Source organism: Pseudonocardia xishanensis (assembly GCF_039541715.1).
GTDB classification, from domain to species: Bacteria; Actinomycetota; Actinomycetes; order Mycobacteriales; family Pseudonocardiaceae; genus Pseudonocardia; species Pseudonocardia xishanensis.
Map to the genome: position 1 here is coordinate 1 of NZ_BAABGT010000021.1, position 15,405 is coordinate 15,405.

The window sequence follows — 15,405 nt, forward strand, 5'->3', positions numbered from 1 at the left end:
AAGACCTTGGTGCCGCCGTAGATCGACGAACCCTCGGGCAGGGACGGGTGGGCGATCTCCTCGAGCGACTGCTTCTCGAGATCGGTCAGGTCGGCCATGGTGGTGCTGTCCTCCGGATAGGTGGGGTCAGGCGACTGTGCGGGGGGTTTCCCAGTCCTCGTCGGCGAGCCCCATGTCCCTGCGGGCGGCCTCCGGGAACGTGCTGGTGGGCGTGCCTGCGAGCCACGAGAGCCCGTCGTCGGCGCCCTGTCGGGCCGCGCGGATGCGACCGAGCAGGTGCTCGGCGTCCGCGGCGACCCCGGAGAAGCGGCCCGAGCCCCAGGTGTACTGCCAGGGCAGGCCGAGGAAGTAGAGACCGGGCAGGCTCGTGACGCCGCGGTCGTGGGTGGGGTAGCCGCGGCCGTCGAACACCGGCAGCTCGATCCAGCGGTTGTCCCGGCCGAAGCCGGTGGACCACACGACCGCCGAGACCGCGCTCAGGTCCAGCTCGGCGGGGTCCTCGGCCTCGGGGCCGGGCTCCCACACCGGGGCGCGCCGGGGCTCGACCGGCGCTGTGATCCCCTGGGCGGCGATCCACGCGTCGATCGAGTCCTTGATGCCGTCCGCGACCGCGTCCGCGCCGTCCAGGTTGGACCGCAGGTCGCCCGCGAACCGGGCACGCCCGTTCGCGATGCCGAGCAGCCGCCCGTGCAGGACCATGCCCTCGAGGGCGAAGCGGCGCAGGTCGATGTCCCGCCCGCCGTCCCGGCCGGTGACGTAGTGGTTGGTCTTGTGCCGCACGGCCTCGACGTCCGCGAACGCGTCCACGCCCTTGGTGTAGGTGCCCATGTCCGCGAGCCAGGCCACGCAGTCCCGGCCGCGGTAGAACCGGGCCACCCGCGGCGCCGTGCCGGTGGCGAGGTGCACCCGCCTGCCCGCGAGATGGAGGTCCTCGGCGATCTGGCACCCGGACTGCCCGGTACCGACGACGAGGACCTCGCCCTCGTGGAGCTGCTCAGGGTTGCGGTACTGCGACGAGTGGAGCTGGGTCACGCCCTCCGGCATCCGCTCGGCGATCCGCGGCACGCGCGGGACCTGGTAGGGCCCCGTCGCGACGACGACCTGGTCCGCGGTGAGCGTGCCGTGGTCCGTCCCGATCTCGAAGGCCCCGTCCCGGGCGCGCAGCGCGGTGGCCTCGACGCCCTCCACGACCGGCGCGTCGAACGAGCGCGCGAAGCCCTCCAGGTACGCGACGATCTCGTCCCGGACCATGAAGCCGTCCGGGTCGTCCCCCGTGTAGGGGTAGCCGGGCAGCGCGCACTGCCAGTTGGGCGTGACCAGGCAGAAGGAGTCCCAGCGCCGGGTGCGCCACTCGACGCCGACCCGGTCCCGCTCCAGCACCACGTGGTCGACGCCCGCGCGGGCCAGGAACCAGGACATGGACAGCCCCGCCTGTCCGCCGCCGATCACGACGACGGACCGGTGCATCCCGTCCAGATCCGGTTCCGCCACGTGGAACAGTGAATCGGCTTCCCGTGTCCAGGGCGTTTCCCCCGGAACACGCGCAGGTTAGAGGGTGTTACCGGCCCGTTGCCGTTGTCCGAGGCGCGAGTGCGTACGACCGTACGCGGCGTAGACGACCAGGCCCAGCACCATCCAGACGAGGAACCGCAGCCAGGTCTCGACGGTGAGGTTGAGCATCAGCCACAGGCACGCCAGCACCGACAGGATCGGTACGAGCGGCACGAGCGGCGTCCGGAAGGACCGCGGCAGGTCCGGTCGGGTGCGCCGCAGGATGACCACGCCGACCGACACCAGGACGAACGCGAACAGGGTGCCGATGTTGACCATCTCCTCCAGCTCGGAGGCCGGGAAGAAGGTGGCGGCGGCGGCGACCAGGCCGCCGACGAGGATCGTCGCGCGCACCGGCGTGCCCGCCCTGCCGGTCCTCGCCAGGCTCGTGGGCAGCAGCCCGTCGCGGGACATCGCGAAGAGCACCCGGATCTGGCCGAGCATCAACACCATGACGACGGTCGTCAGGCCGAGCAACGCGCCGACGGAGATGACCGCCGCCGCCCAGGTGACCCCGAGCTCGCTGAACGCCGTGGCCAGGGTGGCGCGGCTGCCGTCCGGCTGCTCGGCGAGCCGGGTGTACTCGACCATGCCGGTCAGCACCAGCGAGACGGCGACGTAGAGCACGGTGACGATGGCCAGCGAGCCGAGGATGCCGCGCGGCAGCGACTTCTGCGGGTTGCGGGTCTCCTCGGCCGTGGTGGCGACGACGTCGAACCCGATGAACGCGAAGAACACCAGCGACGCCGCGGCGAGCAACCCGTAGATGCCGAAGGTGCTGCTCGCCTCGCCGCCGAACAGGGAGAGCAGCGACTGCTTCACCCCGGAGTCGCCCTCGGCCGTGGTGGCGGGCGGGATGAACGGCGAGTAGTTCTCCGCCTTCACGTACCCGATCCCGACGACGACCACGAGCAGCACGATCGCGACCTTGAGGATCGTCAGCACCATGCTGACCCGGCTGGAGAGCTTGGTGCCCACCGCCAGCAGCGTCGTCAGGACCGCGACGAGCAGCAGCGCGCCCCAGTCGAAGGTGAAGAAGTCGCCGAGCGGGAGCGCGGTGGACACGTCCAGCCCGACGAGCGCGAGTACCTGCCCGAGGTACTGCGACCAGCCCTTGCTCACGACCGCGGACCCGACCGCGAACTCCAGCACCAGGTCCCAGCCGATGATCCACGCGATGAACTCGCCGAAGGTCGCGTAGGAGAACGTGTAGGCGCTGCCCGCGACCGGGACGGTGGAGGCGAACTCGGCGTAGCAGAGCGCGGCGAGCCCGCACGCGATCGCGGCGAGCACGAACGCCAGCGACACGGACGGGCCCGCCCGGTCCCCCGCCGTGCTGGCGGCGAGGGTGAAGATGCCGGCCCCGACCACGACCGCGACCCCGAAGACGATCAGGTCCCAGGTGCCGAGATCCTTGCGGAGCTTGGTGTCCGGCTCGTCCGTGTCCTCGATGGACTGCTCGACGGACTTGGTCCGCCTGATCCCCGACCGCGTCATGCGCGGGAGGCTACGACGGCGTCACCGGGCCTGCATGCGCTAGCGCAGGACGTCGGCGAGGGCGGTGTGCGGCAGGGCGTGGGCCTCCGCGACCTCGGCATTGGTCAGCTCGCCGTTCCAGGTGTTCAGCCCGCCCGCCAGGGCCGGGTCCCGCTGCAGCGCGGCCTTCCAGCCCCCGTCCGCCAGCGCGACGACGTACGGGAGCGTCACGTTGGTCAGCGCGTGGGTGGAGGTGTGCGGGACGGCGCCGGGCATGTTGGCCACGCAGTAGAAGACCGTGTCGTGCACCCGGAAGGTCGGGTCGGCGTGGGTGGTGGGCCGGGTGTCGGCGAAGCAGCCGCCCTGGTCCACCGCGATGTCGACGAGCACCGCGCCCGACTTCATCCGCGAGACCAGGTCGTTCGACACCAGGGTCGGGGCCTTCGCGCCCGGCACCAGCACTGCGCCGACGACGAGGTCGGCGGAGAGCACGGCCTCCTCGATCGCGAACGCCGTGGAGTGGACGGTGGTGATCGCGCCGCCGAAGCGCGCGTCCAGTACCCGCAGCGCGTCGACGTTGCGGTCCAGCACGGTCACCCGCGCGCCCATGCCGACGGCGATCTGCGCGGCGTGCGTCCCGGAGACCCCGCCGCCGATGATCACCACGTGTGCGCGCGGAGCGCCGGGGACGCCGCCCATCAGCACGCCGCGGCCCCCCGCGGCGCTCATCAGGTGATAGGCGCCGACCTGCGGGGCGAGCCGCCCGGCGACCTCGCTCATCGGGGCGAGCAGCGGGAGCCGCCCGTCGGCCGTCCGGACGGTCTCGTAGGCGATCGCGGTGGTCCCGGCGCTCAGCAGCGCGTCCGTGCACGCGCGCGAGGCGGCCAGGTGCAGGTAGGTGAACAGCGTCAGGTCGCCGCGCAGCCGGTGGTACTCGGACTCGACCGGCTCCTTGACCTTGAGCAGCAGCTCGGCGGCGGCCCACACCTCGTCGGCGGAGGAGCGCAGCTCGGCGCCCGCGGCCTTGAACTCCTCGTCGGTGATCGACGACCCCAGCCCGGCCCCCTGCTCGACGATCACGTCGTGTCCGTGGCCCACCAGCTCGTGCACCCCGGCGGGGGTCAACGCGACCCGGAACTCGTTGTCCTTGACCTCTGCCGGTACGCCGATCCGCATGTCCAGTCCTTCCCGCTCGGTGGATGCCGGACACCAGTATCGAAGAAACCGCTGATTCCAGGGAACCGAACGGCAGAATATTCTGTATCCTGCCGGTATGTCAGAAGGATCGGCGATCAGCGGTGCCCCGCGGCCCACCTCACCGAACGATGTGCGGCTCGATCCGGTGGACCGCGCGATCCTGGACGAGCTGGTGCGGGACGCGCGCATCCCCAACAATGCCCTCGCCGAGCGGGTGGGCGTGGCGCCGTCGACCTGTCTGACGCGCGTGCGGTCGCTGCGCGAGCGTGGGGTGATCCGCGGGTTCCACGCGGACGTCGACCCGGCGGCGACCGGGCGGCCCCTGCAGGCCATGGTCTCGGTGCGGCTGCAGGCCGTCGCCCGGCGCCGGATGCGGGAGTTCGAGGACGTGCTCATCCGGCTGCCGGAGGTCCGGGACTGCTGGTTCCTGGCGGGCGTGGACGACTACCTGCTGCACGTGGCCGCGGCGGACTCCGCGGCCCTGCGGGACTTCGTCGTCGCGCTGAACTCGCGGGGCGAGGTGGCCAACACCCAGACCAGCCTGATCTTCGAGCAGGTCAGGAGGTCGAGGTGAGCGGGGTCCGGTCGAGATCGGGCTCCAGGTAGATCACCCGGGCCTCTGGGATCGCCGCGCGGACACGGGCCTCGACCTCGTCGATCGCGGTGGCGACGCCCTCGAGCGGCAGGCCGGGGGTGAACGCCAGCTTGGCCGCCACCATCAGCTCCTCGGGCCCCAGGTAGAGGGTCTTGACGTGGATGACCCGCTCCACGGCCCCGCCGGACTCCAGCTCGCCCACGATCCGCGACAGCACCGGTGTGGCGGCGCCCTCGCCGATCAGCAGGCTCTTCATCTCGATGATCAGGATGATCGCGATGACGCCGAGCAGGGTGCCGATGCAGAGCGTGCCCACGGCGTCCCACACCGGGTCACCGGTCAGCACGGTGAGCCCGACGCCGCCCAGCGCCAGGACCAGGCCGATCAGGGCGCCGGTGTCCTCCAGCAGCACGACCGGGAGCTCGGGGACCTTCGCCTGGCGGATGAACTGCCACCAGCTCAGCGAGCCCTTCACCGGACGGGACTCGGCCATCGCGGTGCGGAACGAGAAGCCCTCGAGGCCGACCGCCACCACCAGGATGATCACCGCGACGATCGGGGAGGTCAGCGGCTCGGGCTCCTCGAGCTTGTGGATGCCCTCGTAGATCGCGAAGACCGAGCCGAGGCTGAACAGCATCAGCGCGACGATGAACGAGTAGAAGTAGCGGTCCCGCCCGTAGCCGAACGGGTGCTCCGGAGTGGCACGGCGCTTCGCGGTGCGGCCGCCGAGCAGCAGCAGGCCCTGGTTCGCCGTGTCCGCCACCGAGTGCACGGCCTCGGCCAGCATCGAGGACGACCCCGTGACCAGGAACCCCACGAACTTCGCCACCGCGATCCCCGCGTTGGCCCCCAGGGCCGCCAGGATCGCCTTCGTCCCTCCGCCTGCCGACACGCGCCCGCCCCGTCCGTTTCGTCCCGCAGTGTTGCGTGATCGAACGGGAGGATAGCGGCCCGACGCGGGGGTCCCCCGGCCGACGGCCCCCGACCTACAGGGCGTCCCCGGCCAGATGCAGGTGGGTCCCCGGGCTCGCGCTCTCGATCTCCACACCGCTCTCGTGGGCGCCGAGGAACAGGGCCGCACCCTTCTCCAGCTCGACGAGGTCGTCCCCGGCCCGCACGCACGTCTTGCCCGCCGTGCAGAGCAGGATCCGAGCACCGCCCTCGGGCACCGGGAGCCGCGTGGTGAGGCCCTCGGGCCCGTGCCAGGTGCGCAGCAGGAACTCCTCGGCCGGGGTGTCGTAGCGGGTCCACTCCCCCTCGGGCGAGCCGTGGTGCACCGGCGGCGGGCCCGCGGTGAAGTCCAGCACCCGCAACAGCTCGGGGACGTCCACGTGCTTGCTGGTCAGCCCGCCGCGCAGCACGTTGTCCGAGTTCGCCATCAGCTCGATACCGGCCCCCTGCAGGTACGCGTGCAGGTTGCCCGCGGGCAGGTAGGACGCCTCGCCCGGCTGCAGCACGACCCGGTTGAGCAGCAGCGCGGCCAGCACGCCCGCGTCCCCCGGGTAGCGCTCGGACAGCTCGAGGGCGGTGCGGGCCTCCCGCGCCCACTCGTCGTCCGCGCCCGCCAGCGCGACCGCCGCCTTCTGCACGGCCGGGACCAGCTCGTCCAGCATCCCCTGGGGCAGCGTGATCCAGGTGGTGAACAGCGCGCGCAGGCCGTCCGGGTCCGGCTGGGCGGCCAGCAGGTCCACGTGCGCCGCCAGCTCGGCGACGTTCAGCGCGCGCAGCAGCGCCAGGGTGTCCATCGGGTCCCGGAAGCCGACGAGCGCGTGGAACTCGGTCAGCGCGCAGATCAGCTCGGGCTTGTGGTTGGCGTCCTTGTAGTTGCGGTGCGAGGCGTCCAGCGGGATGCCCTGCGCGTTCTCCCGGGCGAACCCCTCCTGCGCCTGCGCCAGGCTGGGGTGGGCCTGCAGGCTCAGCGGCTCGTCCGCCGCCAGCACCTTGAGCAGGAACGGCAGCGTGCCCGACCACCGCGCGCTGCGCTCGGCGCCCAGCAGCGTCTCCGGGTCCGCGTTCAGCACCTCGAGCAGGGAGCGACCCTTCCCCGCCAGCCGCGACGGGTCACCGGGGTGGGCTCCCAGCCACAGCTCGGCCTGCGGGTGCGGCGACGGCACCGGCTCGCCCAGCAGGTCGGCGATGACCGTGCGCGACCCCCACGCGTACGGGCGCACCGGGTTCTCCAGGAGTTCCAACGACTCTTCCTCGCTTCCCCACGGAACGGACCACTCGGGTCGGACCGTTCAGGCGGGCTCGATGGTGCGGGTCGCCAGACCCAGGTAGACGGCCGCCGCGTCCCACCGCGCGGCCAGCACCGCGGCACGGAGCAGCCCCGCGTCCCGGGTGCCGCGCGCGATCTCGTCGACGGGATGGTGCAGGTCGGCGGGCCAGCCGCGGCCCGTGCGGCGGGTGGCGACCTGCCCGGGGTCCTCCTCCGAGGTGGCCAGCAGCACCACCCGCACCGGGGGCGCGTCCGGCCCCGGGTCGTCGAAGGGGTCCCGGAAGACGTCGTCCGAACGCTCGGCGAGGTCCACCGCGCGGCGCAGGGCGGTCGCCGTGGCGGCCTGGGCGATGTCCGCGGAGTACGCGACGACGCCGGCGTGCGTGGCCAGGGCGGTCGCCCCGTGCCCGGCGACGGCCGTGGCGGGCGGGTCGGTGCCCCACAGCAGCGGGGTGTGCTCGGCCAGCCGCAGCGCCAGCGACTTCGCCGGGTTCATGAACGGCTCGTGGCCGGGCTGGTTGCGCTCGGCCTCGGCGTCCAGCGCGTCCGCCAGCGGCTCCAGCGACGGGTCCAGGTCGCCGGGCCACAGCCCCAGCGCGGACACGACCGACAGCCCCACGGCCAGGGCCCGGGGAAGGTCCAGGGCGGGCGGGACCGGGATCCGCGGTTCGACGAAGCGGGCGCGGCCCGCGCCCGCACTGGCCACCGGACCCTCGGCGGGCACGGACAGCACGACCTCGGCGCCCCGGCCGACCGCGCGGGCCACGGACTCGGCCAGCTCGGTGTCCTCCGGGTCGGCGGACTGGGCCACCACCACGTCCAGCGGGCCCACCCAGCCCGGCACGAGGTCCGCGGTCACGAACGGCACCGGACACTGCGGGCCCAGCAGGGCGTGCAGCAGCTCCCCCGCCGCTCCCGACGAGCCGGGCCTGCGCAGCACGACGAGCGCGCGCGGGCGGTGCCCCGCCAGGTCGGCCACGCCCGCGTCCAGCGCCGCCTGGGCCGCGGACCGCACCTGCGCACCGGCGGTCGCCGCCGCGCGCAGCGCACCGGCACCGTCTGCCAGGGCGAGCGCGGCGGGATCGGCGAGCAGGGTGTCGTCCAGCACCGCGGTCACCCGACCCGCCCGGGATCACCCGGGTCCGGCTCGACGTGCGTCGGCTCCGCCTCCGTGCCGACGGTCGGCTCCGCGGGCTCCGCCTCCGTGCCGACGGTCGGCTCCGCGGGCTCCGCCTCCGTGCCGACGGTCGGCTCCGCCTCCGTGCCGACGGTCGGCTCCGCCTCCGACACCAGCAGTACCGGGATCCCGTCGACGATCGGGTAGCGCCGTCCGCAGGAACTGCACACCAGCCCGTCCGCCGTCTCCCGTAGCGGGGCGTGGTCCTCCGCCGGGCAGGCCAGGATCTCCAGCAACCGGGGGTCGAGCAGGGGGGCGGGCATGCTTCTCCTCACGTGTCCTGTCCGAATGCTGCCAGGGCGGACGGCCGCGCGCCGGGTCCGTCCGGGTACTGGCGGCACTCGCCGGGCGTCGGGGTGGACGCCGCGGCCGGTCGGGGCGGTGGATCCGGCGGGTGGCTCAGGCGCGCACGAGCGCCAGGACCTCGTCCCGCAGCGCCGCCACGGCCGCCTCGTCCGCCGCCTCGACGTTCAGCCGCAGCAGCGGCTCGGTGTTCGAGGCGCGCAGGTTGAACCAGGCCCCGTCCGGCTGGAACACGGTCAGCCCGTCCAGCTCGTCGAAGGTGACGCCGGGGCGCTCGCCCCAGGTCCGCCGGACCTCGGCGACCTTCGCGGCCTGGTCCGCCACGGTGGAGTTGACCTCGCCGCTCGCCGAGTACCGCTCGTAGACGCCCATCAGCGCCGACAGCGGCTCCTGCTGCTCGCCGAGCGCCGCGAGCACGTGCAGCGCAGCGAGCATGCCGGAGTCGGCCTTCCAGAAGTCCTTGAAGTAGTAGTGCGCGGAGTGCTCGCCGCCGAACACCGCGCCGGTCTCGGCCATCGTCTGCTTGATGAACGAGTGCCCCACCCGGGTGCGCACCGGCTGCCCGCCGTGCTCGCGCACGATCTCGGGGACGGCCTTCGACGTGATCAGGTTGTGGATCACGGTGGCCCCGGGGGACTTGGCGAGCTCGCGCACCGCGACCAGCCCGGTGATGGCGCTGGGGCTGACCGGCTCCCCCCGCTCGTCGACGACGAAGCAGCGGTCGGCGTCCCCGTCGAACGCCAGGCCCAGGTCCGCGCCCTCGGCGACGACCGCCTTCTGCAGGTCGACCAGGTTCGCCGGGTCCAGCGGGTTGGCCTCGTGGTGGGGGAAGGTGCCGTCCAGCTCGAAGTACAGCGGCACGACCTCCAGCGGCAGCCCGCCGAGGACCTCGGGCACGGTGAACCCGCCCATGCCGTTCCCGGCGTCCACCACCACGCGCAGCGGCCGGATGTCACTGAGGTCGACCAGGTCCCGCAGGTAGGCGGCGTAGTCCGCGACCATCGCGCGGTGGGAGACCGTGCCGCCGCCGGGCCCGGCCGGGACTCCCCGCTCGACGGCCTCGCGGATCGCGGTGAGCCCGGTGTCCTGGCCGATCGGGGTCGCCCCCGCGCGACAGAGCTTGATCCCGTTGTACTTCGCGGGGTTGTGGCTGGCGGTGAACATCGCGCCGGGCACGCCCAGCGAACCGGCGGCGAAGTACAGCATGTCCGTGCTGGCCAGCCCAATGTCGACGACGTCCAACCCCTGGCCGGTGACGCCCTCGGCGAACGCCGCGGCCAGCTCCGGCGAGGAGTCCCGCATGTCGTAGCCGACGGCGACGGTGGTGGTGGCCGCGCTCTCGCCGCGCAGCAGCCGGGCCAGCGCCGCGCCGATCTCGCGGACGGTCCCGGCGTGCAGCTGCTCACCGACGACCCCACGGATGTCGTAGGCCTTCACGATCTGGCTCAGATCCACGGCGCGACCCTATCGGGCGCGACCGACACCCCGGGTCTCCGGTCCGCCGGCGGTCACCGACCGTGAGCGCCGTGGTCGCCGGGGTGGGGGGTCAGTCCTCCGGAGGAGTGGGCAGGACGCGCAGGTGGCCCCGGCGGCCGGTGGACACCCCCGGGCCCGCGGTCACGTCCACCGCGGTGACCTCGATCGGGCGGTCCCGGCGGCCCGCCTCGCGGACGGCCTCGGCGAGCGCGGTCAGGTCGTCGTTGGTGTGCTGCGGCGGCGCGAACTCGCCCTCGAACCGCACGACCTCCCAGCCACGGGGGGCGGTCAGCCGGTGGGCGTGGCGGGTGCAGAGGTCGTAGGTGTGCGGCTCCGCCTGCGTCGCCAGCGGCCCGACCACGGCGGTCGAGTCGGCGTAGACGTAGGTGAGAGTGGCCACCGCGAGCTCGGTGCAGCCGCTCCGCGAACACCTCCGGACACTCAACACGTGGGTGACGATAACCCCCCGCGGGCGCGTGACCGGGCTGCGACGCGCGGGCCCGTTGCCCGGTCGTGTCGATCGGTGTGTCGGCTCGTGTCCGCCGCGGCGCGGGCGCCGTAGGATTCGACGGGTGTCCGCATCGACTCCCGCTGCGCGCCCGCTCGCGCGCCGCTCGCCCCGCCGTCGCGACCGGCGCGGCCGGGGGCTGCGCGGCCTGCTCTATCCGGTGACCACGCCGTCGTTCAAGACGCGGGCGGAGCGCTTCGACGCCCGGGTGCTCGAGGCGCTGGAGCCGATCGAGCTGCGCTGGGGCCCGGAGCTGGTGGACCTCGACCTCGCCGTGGACGAGGTTCCCGAGGTGCGGCAGACCTCGCCGGAGGAGGTCGTCTGGGGGTCCGGGGTGCTCGCCGACGCGGGGGTGCCGCTGGCGCAGCTGGTGCCCGCGGGCGTGGACCCGGCCGGACTGCCCTCGCGGGCGCGGATCGTGCTCTACCGGCGGCCGCTCGAGGCGCGGGCGCGTGGCGGCGCGGACCTGGGCGAGCTGCTGCACGAGGTGCTCGTGGAGCAGGTCGCCGAGTATCTCAACATCGAGCCGGACGCCGTCGAGGGCGGCGCCGACTAGGAACGCGGCCGATCACGACTGCCGGGCCGACCTCCCGGCGTCATGATCGGACCGCGGTGCTCCGGTCTCAGCCCGCGGCGCGCCGCAGCCTGCGACGCTCCCGCTCGGAGAGCCCGCCCCAGATGCCGAACCGCTCGTCCTGCGCCAGTGCGTACTCCAGGCACTCGGCCCGGACCTCGCAGCCCGCGCAGATCCGCTTGGCCTCCCGGGTGGAGCCGCCCTTCTCGGGGAAGAACGCCTCCGGGTCGGTCTGCGCGCACAGTGCACGTTCCTGCCACTCCGCGTCGGCCTCGTCGAACCCGTCGACGGTGTCGAGGGTCCCTCGCTCGACCAACGTGTCGATCAGCCGCAGTCCCTCGTGCGGACCACTGCCGACCGGTTCGGGGGCACCTGCTGTGCCCCCGATCGTGTTCGTCCCCACGACGAACACGGTGTCCGTGAATACGTCCACTCGCCCACCTCCCCGCGCCCCGGCGAATGACACCGACGTAAGTACAACGGTGGAACCCCCCTTCACGCAACCCGGCACTGCCGACCGGGTGACGGGCTCCACCCCTTCGGTCCCCCGTTCGGCACAATGGGTCAAGTGCGTTCCGTACCGACCCGAATAAGCCCGTGGTTCCTCCTGCTCGTGGCGGTGACGGTCGTCGGCGCGGTGTTGTGCGCGGTCGGCACCACCCAGGCCCTCGACGGCTCGCTCGTGCTGCTCACCACGGGGGTGGTGCTGCTGGTGCTGGGCGGCTGGTGCGTCTCGCTCTGCCTGCACGAGTGGGGGCACGCGTACTCCGCGCACCGCGGCGGCGACCACGGCATCGAGAACCGCGGCTACCTCACCCTGGACATCCGCCGGTACGCCAACGTCGGGCTGTCGTTCGTGCTGCCGGTGGTGTTCCTGCTGCTCGGGGGCATCCCACTGCCCGGCGGCGCGGTGTGGGTGAACCAGTGGGCGCTGCGCTCGCGGGGCGTGCGGAGCTTCGTGTCCTTGGCCGGGCCTGCGATGAACCTGGTCATCGGCGTGCTGCTCAGCGTCGCGGTTGCCGCGATCCCGATGAGCCAGGGGCTCGCGATCGGGCTCAGCTGCCTGGCCCTGATCCAGATCCTGGCGTTCGTGCTGAACATCCTCCCGGTGCCCGGGCTGGACGGGTACGGCGTGATCGAGCCCTACCTCTCCCCCGCCGCCCAGCAGCTCGGCGCCAAGGTCCGGCCGTGGGCCCCGCTGGTGCTGTTCGTGCTGGTCATCGGGGTGCCGGGGGTGTCGCAGGCGCTGTTCGGGGTGGGCCAGTTCCTGTTCGGGCTGATCGGCGGGGACAGCCGGTACGCCGCGGTCGGCTACTCCCTGCTGCTGTTCTGGCGCTGATTCCCCCGACGAGCCGATCACTGCGCCGGACGGGGGATACGGCCGTTCGGCTATCGATCCGCGGTGCCGCGGGAGCGTCCGCCGCTCGGCGCGTCGCTCCTCGGCGCGTCGGATCAGGCGCGGCGGGCCAGCGCGACCATCTCGCCGACGGTGTCGCTGTCCGGCGGGAGCGCGTCCAGCGGCCACCACGCGAGGTCCGCGGACTCGTCGCTGATCACCGGCACCGCGCCTGCCGGGGCCCGGACCAGGTACCGGACGTCCAGGTGCCGGGTGGGCAGGCCCAGTGAGCAGGTGACCGGGTGGACGTCGACGTGCAGCGGGTGCTCGGCGATCTCCAGCCCGGCGATCCCGGACTCCTCGGTCGCCTCCCGCAGCGCCGCCGCGCGCAGCGACGGGTCACCCGGCTCGCAGTGCCCGCCCAGCTGGACCCAGCGGTGGAAGCGGCCGTGCAGGGTGAGCAGCACGTTCTCCCCCGCGGCGTCGAGCACCAGGGCCGAGGCGGTGAGGTGCCCGGGCTCGCACTCGCGCAGGCAGGCGTCGTCCGGGCGGGCGAGGCAGAAGGAGACCAGCGCCTGCGCCAGGGCCGCCTGCGCGGAGTCCGGCGGGTCCCAGGCCCGGAGTTCCTCGACGGCGGTCGCGGGCTTCACCATTCGAGCAGGCCCTCCCCGGGGTCCTTCGCCGCCCGCGGGGTCAGTGCCTCCACCGGCACACCGACCGCGACGGCGCCCAGGGGCTGCCAGTCCGCGGGCAGGTCCAGGACCTCGCGGACCGTGTCCGGCGCGAAGATCGTGGACCCCACCCAGCACGAGGCGAGCCCCTCGGCCGCCAGCGCGACCAGCAGCGACTGCACCGCCGCCCCGCCCGCGACGGTGAACATGTCCCGCTCGGCGGCGTTGCGCCCCTCGTCCGGGTAGGTGTGCAGACCGTCGCCGGTCACGAAGGCCAGGACCAGCTCGGGCGCGCGACGGAGCAGGTCGCCGCGGGCGAGCCTGCGCTCGACCTCGTCCTCCGGCCTGCCGTCCGCGTCCAGGTCGGAGCGCCACCGGTCGCGCAGCGCGTCGAGCACCGCGGTGCGGCGCTCCCGCAGCCGGACGAACCGGAACGGCGTGCTGTGATGCGGCGCCGGCGCGGTCAGCGCCACCCCGACGGCCCGGCGCAGCGCCTCCGGGTCGACGGGCTCCGCCGCGAACTCGCGGGTGCTGCGGCGCAGCAGGACGGCCTCGCCCCGGCCCTGCGCGATCGCCTCGTCCGCGCCGAGCCGGAAGAGGTCCTCCTCGACCGGCCGGACGAGCTCGCGGGCGGTGGACCCGTCGTCCGGGCTGCCGAGGCCGCGGACCACCGCGACCGGCAGCCCGCCCAGCTTGCCCTTGACCAGGTCCGCGGCCCCGGCCACCTCGTCCGCCACGGCGACCTCGGTGACCAGCAGCTCGTTGCCCTCGGCGTCGTACGCGCCCGCGTAGCGGTGGATCACGGTGAGGCCCGCGGAGCCGATGGCGACGTCCGTCTGCCCGACCCGCCAGGACCGGCCCATGGTGTCGGTGACCACGACCGCGACGTCCACGCCCAGCACCTCTCGGAGCCCGGAGCGCAGCCGAGCCGCGCTCGCGTCCGGGTCGACGGGCAGCAGGGCCAGCTCGTCCGTGCGGACGTTGGAGCCGTCCACGCCGGCGGCGGCCTGCACGATCCCGAGCTTCGACGCGACGATCAGGGTCCTGCCCTTGCGGGCCAGCACCCGCTCGGTCTCGCCGTCGATCAGCCTGCGGCGCAGGGCGTCCCGCTCGTCCGGGTCCGTCGGCGCAGGCACCAGCCTGCCCTCGGCCTTGGAGAAGATCTTGCTCGTGACGACGACCACGTCCCCGTCCGCGAGCCAGGGCGCGGCCGCGGCGACCGCGGCCGTCACGTCGTCCCCGGGGCGGAACTCGGGCAGGCCGTGGACCGGGAGGATCTCCAGCCGGTCCTGCGCGCGGTGGTCCCTGAACTCGTCGGTGGAGCTCACGCACTCACCCCGGCGAGGTCGAACGCCGCGCGGACCATGTCCGCGGTCGCCGCCACCGAGCTCATCAGGATCGGCACCTCACGGACCTCGCAGCCCTCGACCGCGGCGGAGTCCCCGGGGTGGATCAGCCAGCCGTCCAGCAGGCCACCCTTCGCCCGCCCGCCGTAGTGCCGCCCGACGCCCTCGGCGCTGGTCTCGACGCCGATCGCGGACAGGCAGGCGTCCGCCATGCCGCGCAGCGGCGCCCCGCCGACGATCGGCGACACCCCGACGATCCTCCCCCGCGCCCCGACCAGCGCCTGCGGCATCCCGGGGATCTGGATCATGGTGCCGATGCTGACCACCGGGTTCGACGGCGCGACGAGCACCACGTCCGCCTCCGCGACGGCCGCGGCCGCGGCGGGCAGCACCTTCGCCCCCTCGGCGCCGACCGAGGCGAACCGGTGTGCCGGGTACTTCGCCTGGTAGCGCACCCACCACTCCTGGAAGTGGATCGCGACCTGCGGCGGCGAGTCCTCGCCCGCCTCGGGGTTGTCGATCACGACGTGGGTCTCGACGCGGTCGTCCGACGCGGGCAGCAGCCGCACGCCGGGCTGCCACCGGTGGCACAACGCCTCGGTGACCTGGGAGAGCGGATAGCCCGCGCGCAGCATCCGGGAGCGGACGAGATGAGTGGCGATGTCCTTGTCGCCCAACCCGAACCAGCTCGGCTCGGCGCCGTACGCCGCGAGCTCCTCCTTGACCGTCCAGGTCTCCCCCGCGTGGCCCCAGCCGCGCTCGGTGTCGATGCCGCCGCCGAGGGTGTACATGCAGGTGTCGAGGTCCGGACAGATGCGCAGACCGTGCATCCACACGTCGTCCCCGACGTTGACCACCGCGGTGATCTCGTGGTCGGCCGACCCCGGGATGCCGAGGGCCTCCTTCACACCGAGCAGGAACCGGGCGCCGCCGACGCCTCCGACCAGGACCGTGACCTTCACAGCGCCAGGCTACGT

General features: G+C 73.6%; 15 protein-coding genes and 1 pseudogene. 3 read left to right on the forward strand and 13 right to left on the reverse strand.

Annotation, left to right across the window (positions count from 1 at the left end; genetic code table 11):
• Positions 1–126 precede the first annotated feature (126 nt).
• The 3 genes from ABD993_RS06335 to ald are packed head-to-tail and all read right to left on the reverse strand — an operon-like array spanning position 127 to position 4,203.
• Complete coding sequence (locus tag ABD993_RS06335) at positions 127–1,491, reverse strand: MSMEG_0569 family flavin-dependent oxidoreductase (RefSeq protein WP_345413654.1); 1,365 nt, start codon at positions 1,489–1,491, stop codon at positions 127–129.
• Between the two features lie 57 nt (positions 1,492–1,548).
• Positions 1,549–3,048: an amino acid permease gene (locus ABD993_RS06340; protein ID WP_345413655.1), complete on the reverse strand. Its 1,500-nt coding sequence runs from the start codon at positions 3,046–3,048 to the stop codon at positions 1,549–1,551.
• Between the two features lie 39 nt (positions 3,049–3,087).
• Complete coding sequence (gene ald / locus ABD993_RS06345) at positions 3,088–4,203, reverse strand: alanine dehydrogenase (protein WP_345413656.1); 1,116 nt, start codon at positions 4,201–4,203, stop codon at positions 3,088–3,090.
• Between the two features lie 97 nt (positions 4,204–4,300).
• On the opposite strand from ald, the gene ABD993_RS06350 reads away from it, so the two are divergent.
• Positions 4,301–4,798, forward strand: coding sequence for an Lrp/AsnC family transcriptional regulator (locus tag ABD993_RS06350; protein ID WP_345413658.1), 498 nt, complete (start codon positions 4,301–4,303; stop codon positions 4,796–4,798).
• On the opposite strand, the gene ABD993_RS06355 is transcribed toward ABD993_RS06350, so the two are convergent.
• From ABD993_RS06355 to ABD993_RS06380, 6 genes and pseudogenes are all read right to left on the reverse strand, one after another.
• Positions 4,782–5,711 (reverse strand): cation diffusion facilitator family transporter, encoded by a 930-nt coding sequence (locus ABD993_RS06355; protein ID WP_345413660.1) that lies wholly within the window; start codon positions 5,709–5,711, stop codon positions 4,782–4,784. The two genes, ABD993_RS06350 and ABD993_RS06355, sit on opposite strands and share 17 nt — an antisense overlap.
• A 94-nt stretch (positions 5,712–5,805) precedes the next feature.
• Complete coding sequence (gene manA / locus ABD993_RS06360; RefSeq protein WP_345413662.1) at positions 5,806–7,011, reverse strand: mannose-6-phosphate isomerase, class I; 1,206 nt, start codon at positions 7,009–7,011, stop codon at positions 5,806–5,808.
• A 48-nt stretch (positions 7,012–7,059) separates the two neighbouring features.
• Positions 7,060–8,154, reverse strand: coding sequence for an SIS domain-containing protein (locus tag ABD993_RS06365; RefSeq protein WP_345413664.1), 1,095 nt, complete (start codon positions 8,152–8,154; stop codon positions 7,060–7,062).
• 155 nt (positions 8,155–8,309) lie between these two features.
• Positions 8,310–8,477, reverse strand: a pseudogene (locus tag ABD993_RS06370) (Trm112 family protein); the annotation flags it as partial.
• Between the two features lie 136 nt (positions 8,478–8,613).
• Positions 8,614–9,972, reverse strand: coding sequence for a phosphomannomutase/phosphoglucomutase (locus tag ABD993_RS06375; protein WP_345413666.1), 1,359 nt, complete (start codon positions 9,970–9,972; stop codon positions 8,614–8,616).
• A 91-nt stretch (positions 9,973–10,063) separates the two neighbouring features.
• A complete protein-coding gene (locus ABD993_RS06380) occupies positions 10,064–10,441 on the reverse strand; it encodes a DUF3499 domain-containing protein (RefSeq protein ID WP_345413668.1) in 378 nt (125 codons plus the stop codon).
• Positions 10,442–10,565: 124 nt separating this feature from the next.
• On the opposite strand from ABD993_RS06380, the gene ABD993_RS06385 reads away from it, so the two are divergent.
• Complete coding sequence (locus ABD993_RS06385) at positions 10,566–11,057, forward strand: metallopeptidase family protein (protein WP_345413670.1); 492 nt, start codon at positions 10,566–10,568, stop codon at positions 11,055–11,057.
• Positions 11,058–11,124: 67 nt separating this feature from the next.
• Here ABD993_RS06385 and ABD993_RS06390 read toward each other — a convergent pair whose 3' ends face one another.
• On the reverse strand, positions 11,125–11,391 hold the full coding sequence (locus ABD993_RS06390) for a WhiB family transcriptional regulator (protein ID WP_345413817.1): 267 nt from the start codon (positions 11,389–11,391) through the stop codon (positions 11,125–11,127).
• A gap of 243 nt (positions 11,392–11,634) precedes the next feature.
• Between ABD993_RS06390 and ABD993_RS06395 the strand changes: the two genes are divergently transcribed.
• On the forward strand, positions 11,635–12,414 hold the full coding sequence (locus ABD993_RS06395) for a site-2 protease family protein (RefSeq protein WP_425568904.1): 780 nt from the start codon (positions 11,635–11,637) through the stop codon (positions 12,412–12,414).
• 113 nt (positions 12,415–12,527) lie between these two features.
• Here ABD993_RS06395 and ABD993_RS06400 read toward each other — a convergent pair whose 3' ends face one another.
• The 3 genes from ABD993_RS06400 to cofD are packed head-to-tail and all read right to left on the reverse strand — an operon-like array spanning position 12,528 to position 15,390.
• Positions 12,528–13,064, reverse strand: a complete 537-nt coding sequence (locus ABD993_RS06400) for an NUDIX hydrolase (RefSeq protein ID WP_345413673.1) — start codon at positions 13,062–13,064, stop codon at positions 12,528–12,530.
• Positions 13,058–14,410, reverse strand: coding sequence for a coenzyme F420-0:L-glutamate ligase (locus tag ABD993_RS06405; RefSeq protein WP_345413675.1), 1,353 nt, complete (start codon positions 14,408–14,410; stop codon positions 13,058–13,060). The genes ABD993_RS06400 and ABD993_RS06405 overlap by 7 nt, the downstream gene beginning before the upstream one ends.
• Complete coding sequence (gene cofD / locus ABD993_RS06410; protein WP_345413677.1) at positions 14,407–15,390, reverse strand: 2-phospho-L-lactate transferase; 984 nt, start codon at positions 15,388–15,390, stop codon at positions 14,407–14,409. Before cofD ends, ABD993_RS06405 begins: the two co-directional genes overlap by 4 nt.
• Positions 15,391–15,405 lie beyond the last annotated feature (15 nt).

Bases quoted from the DNA above. Each gene is read 5' to 3' on its own strand.
- ABD993_RS06400 (WP_345413673.1), bottom strand. From the start codon at position 13,064: ATGGTGAAGCCCGCGACCGCCGTCGAGGAACTCCGGGCCTGGGACCCG.
- ABD993_RS06395 (WP_425568904.1), top strand. From the start codon at position 11,635: ATGGGTCAAGTGCGTTCCGTACCGACCCGAATAAGCCCGTGGTTCCTC.
- ald (WP_345413656.1), bottom strand. From the start codon at position 4,203: ATGCGGATCGGCGTACCGGCAGAGGTCAAGGACAACGAGTTCCGGGTC.
- ABD993_RS06340 (WP_345413655.1), bottom strand. From the start codon at position 3,048: ATGACGCGGTCGGGGATCAGGCGGACCAAGTCCGTCGAGCAGTCCATC.
- ABD993_RS06350 (WP_345413658.1), top strand. From the start codon at position 4,301: ATGTCAGAAGGATCGGCGATCAGCGGTGCCCCGCGGCCCACCTCACCG.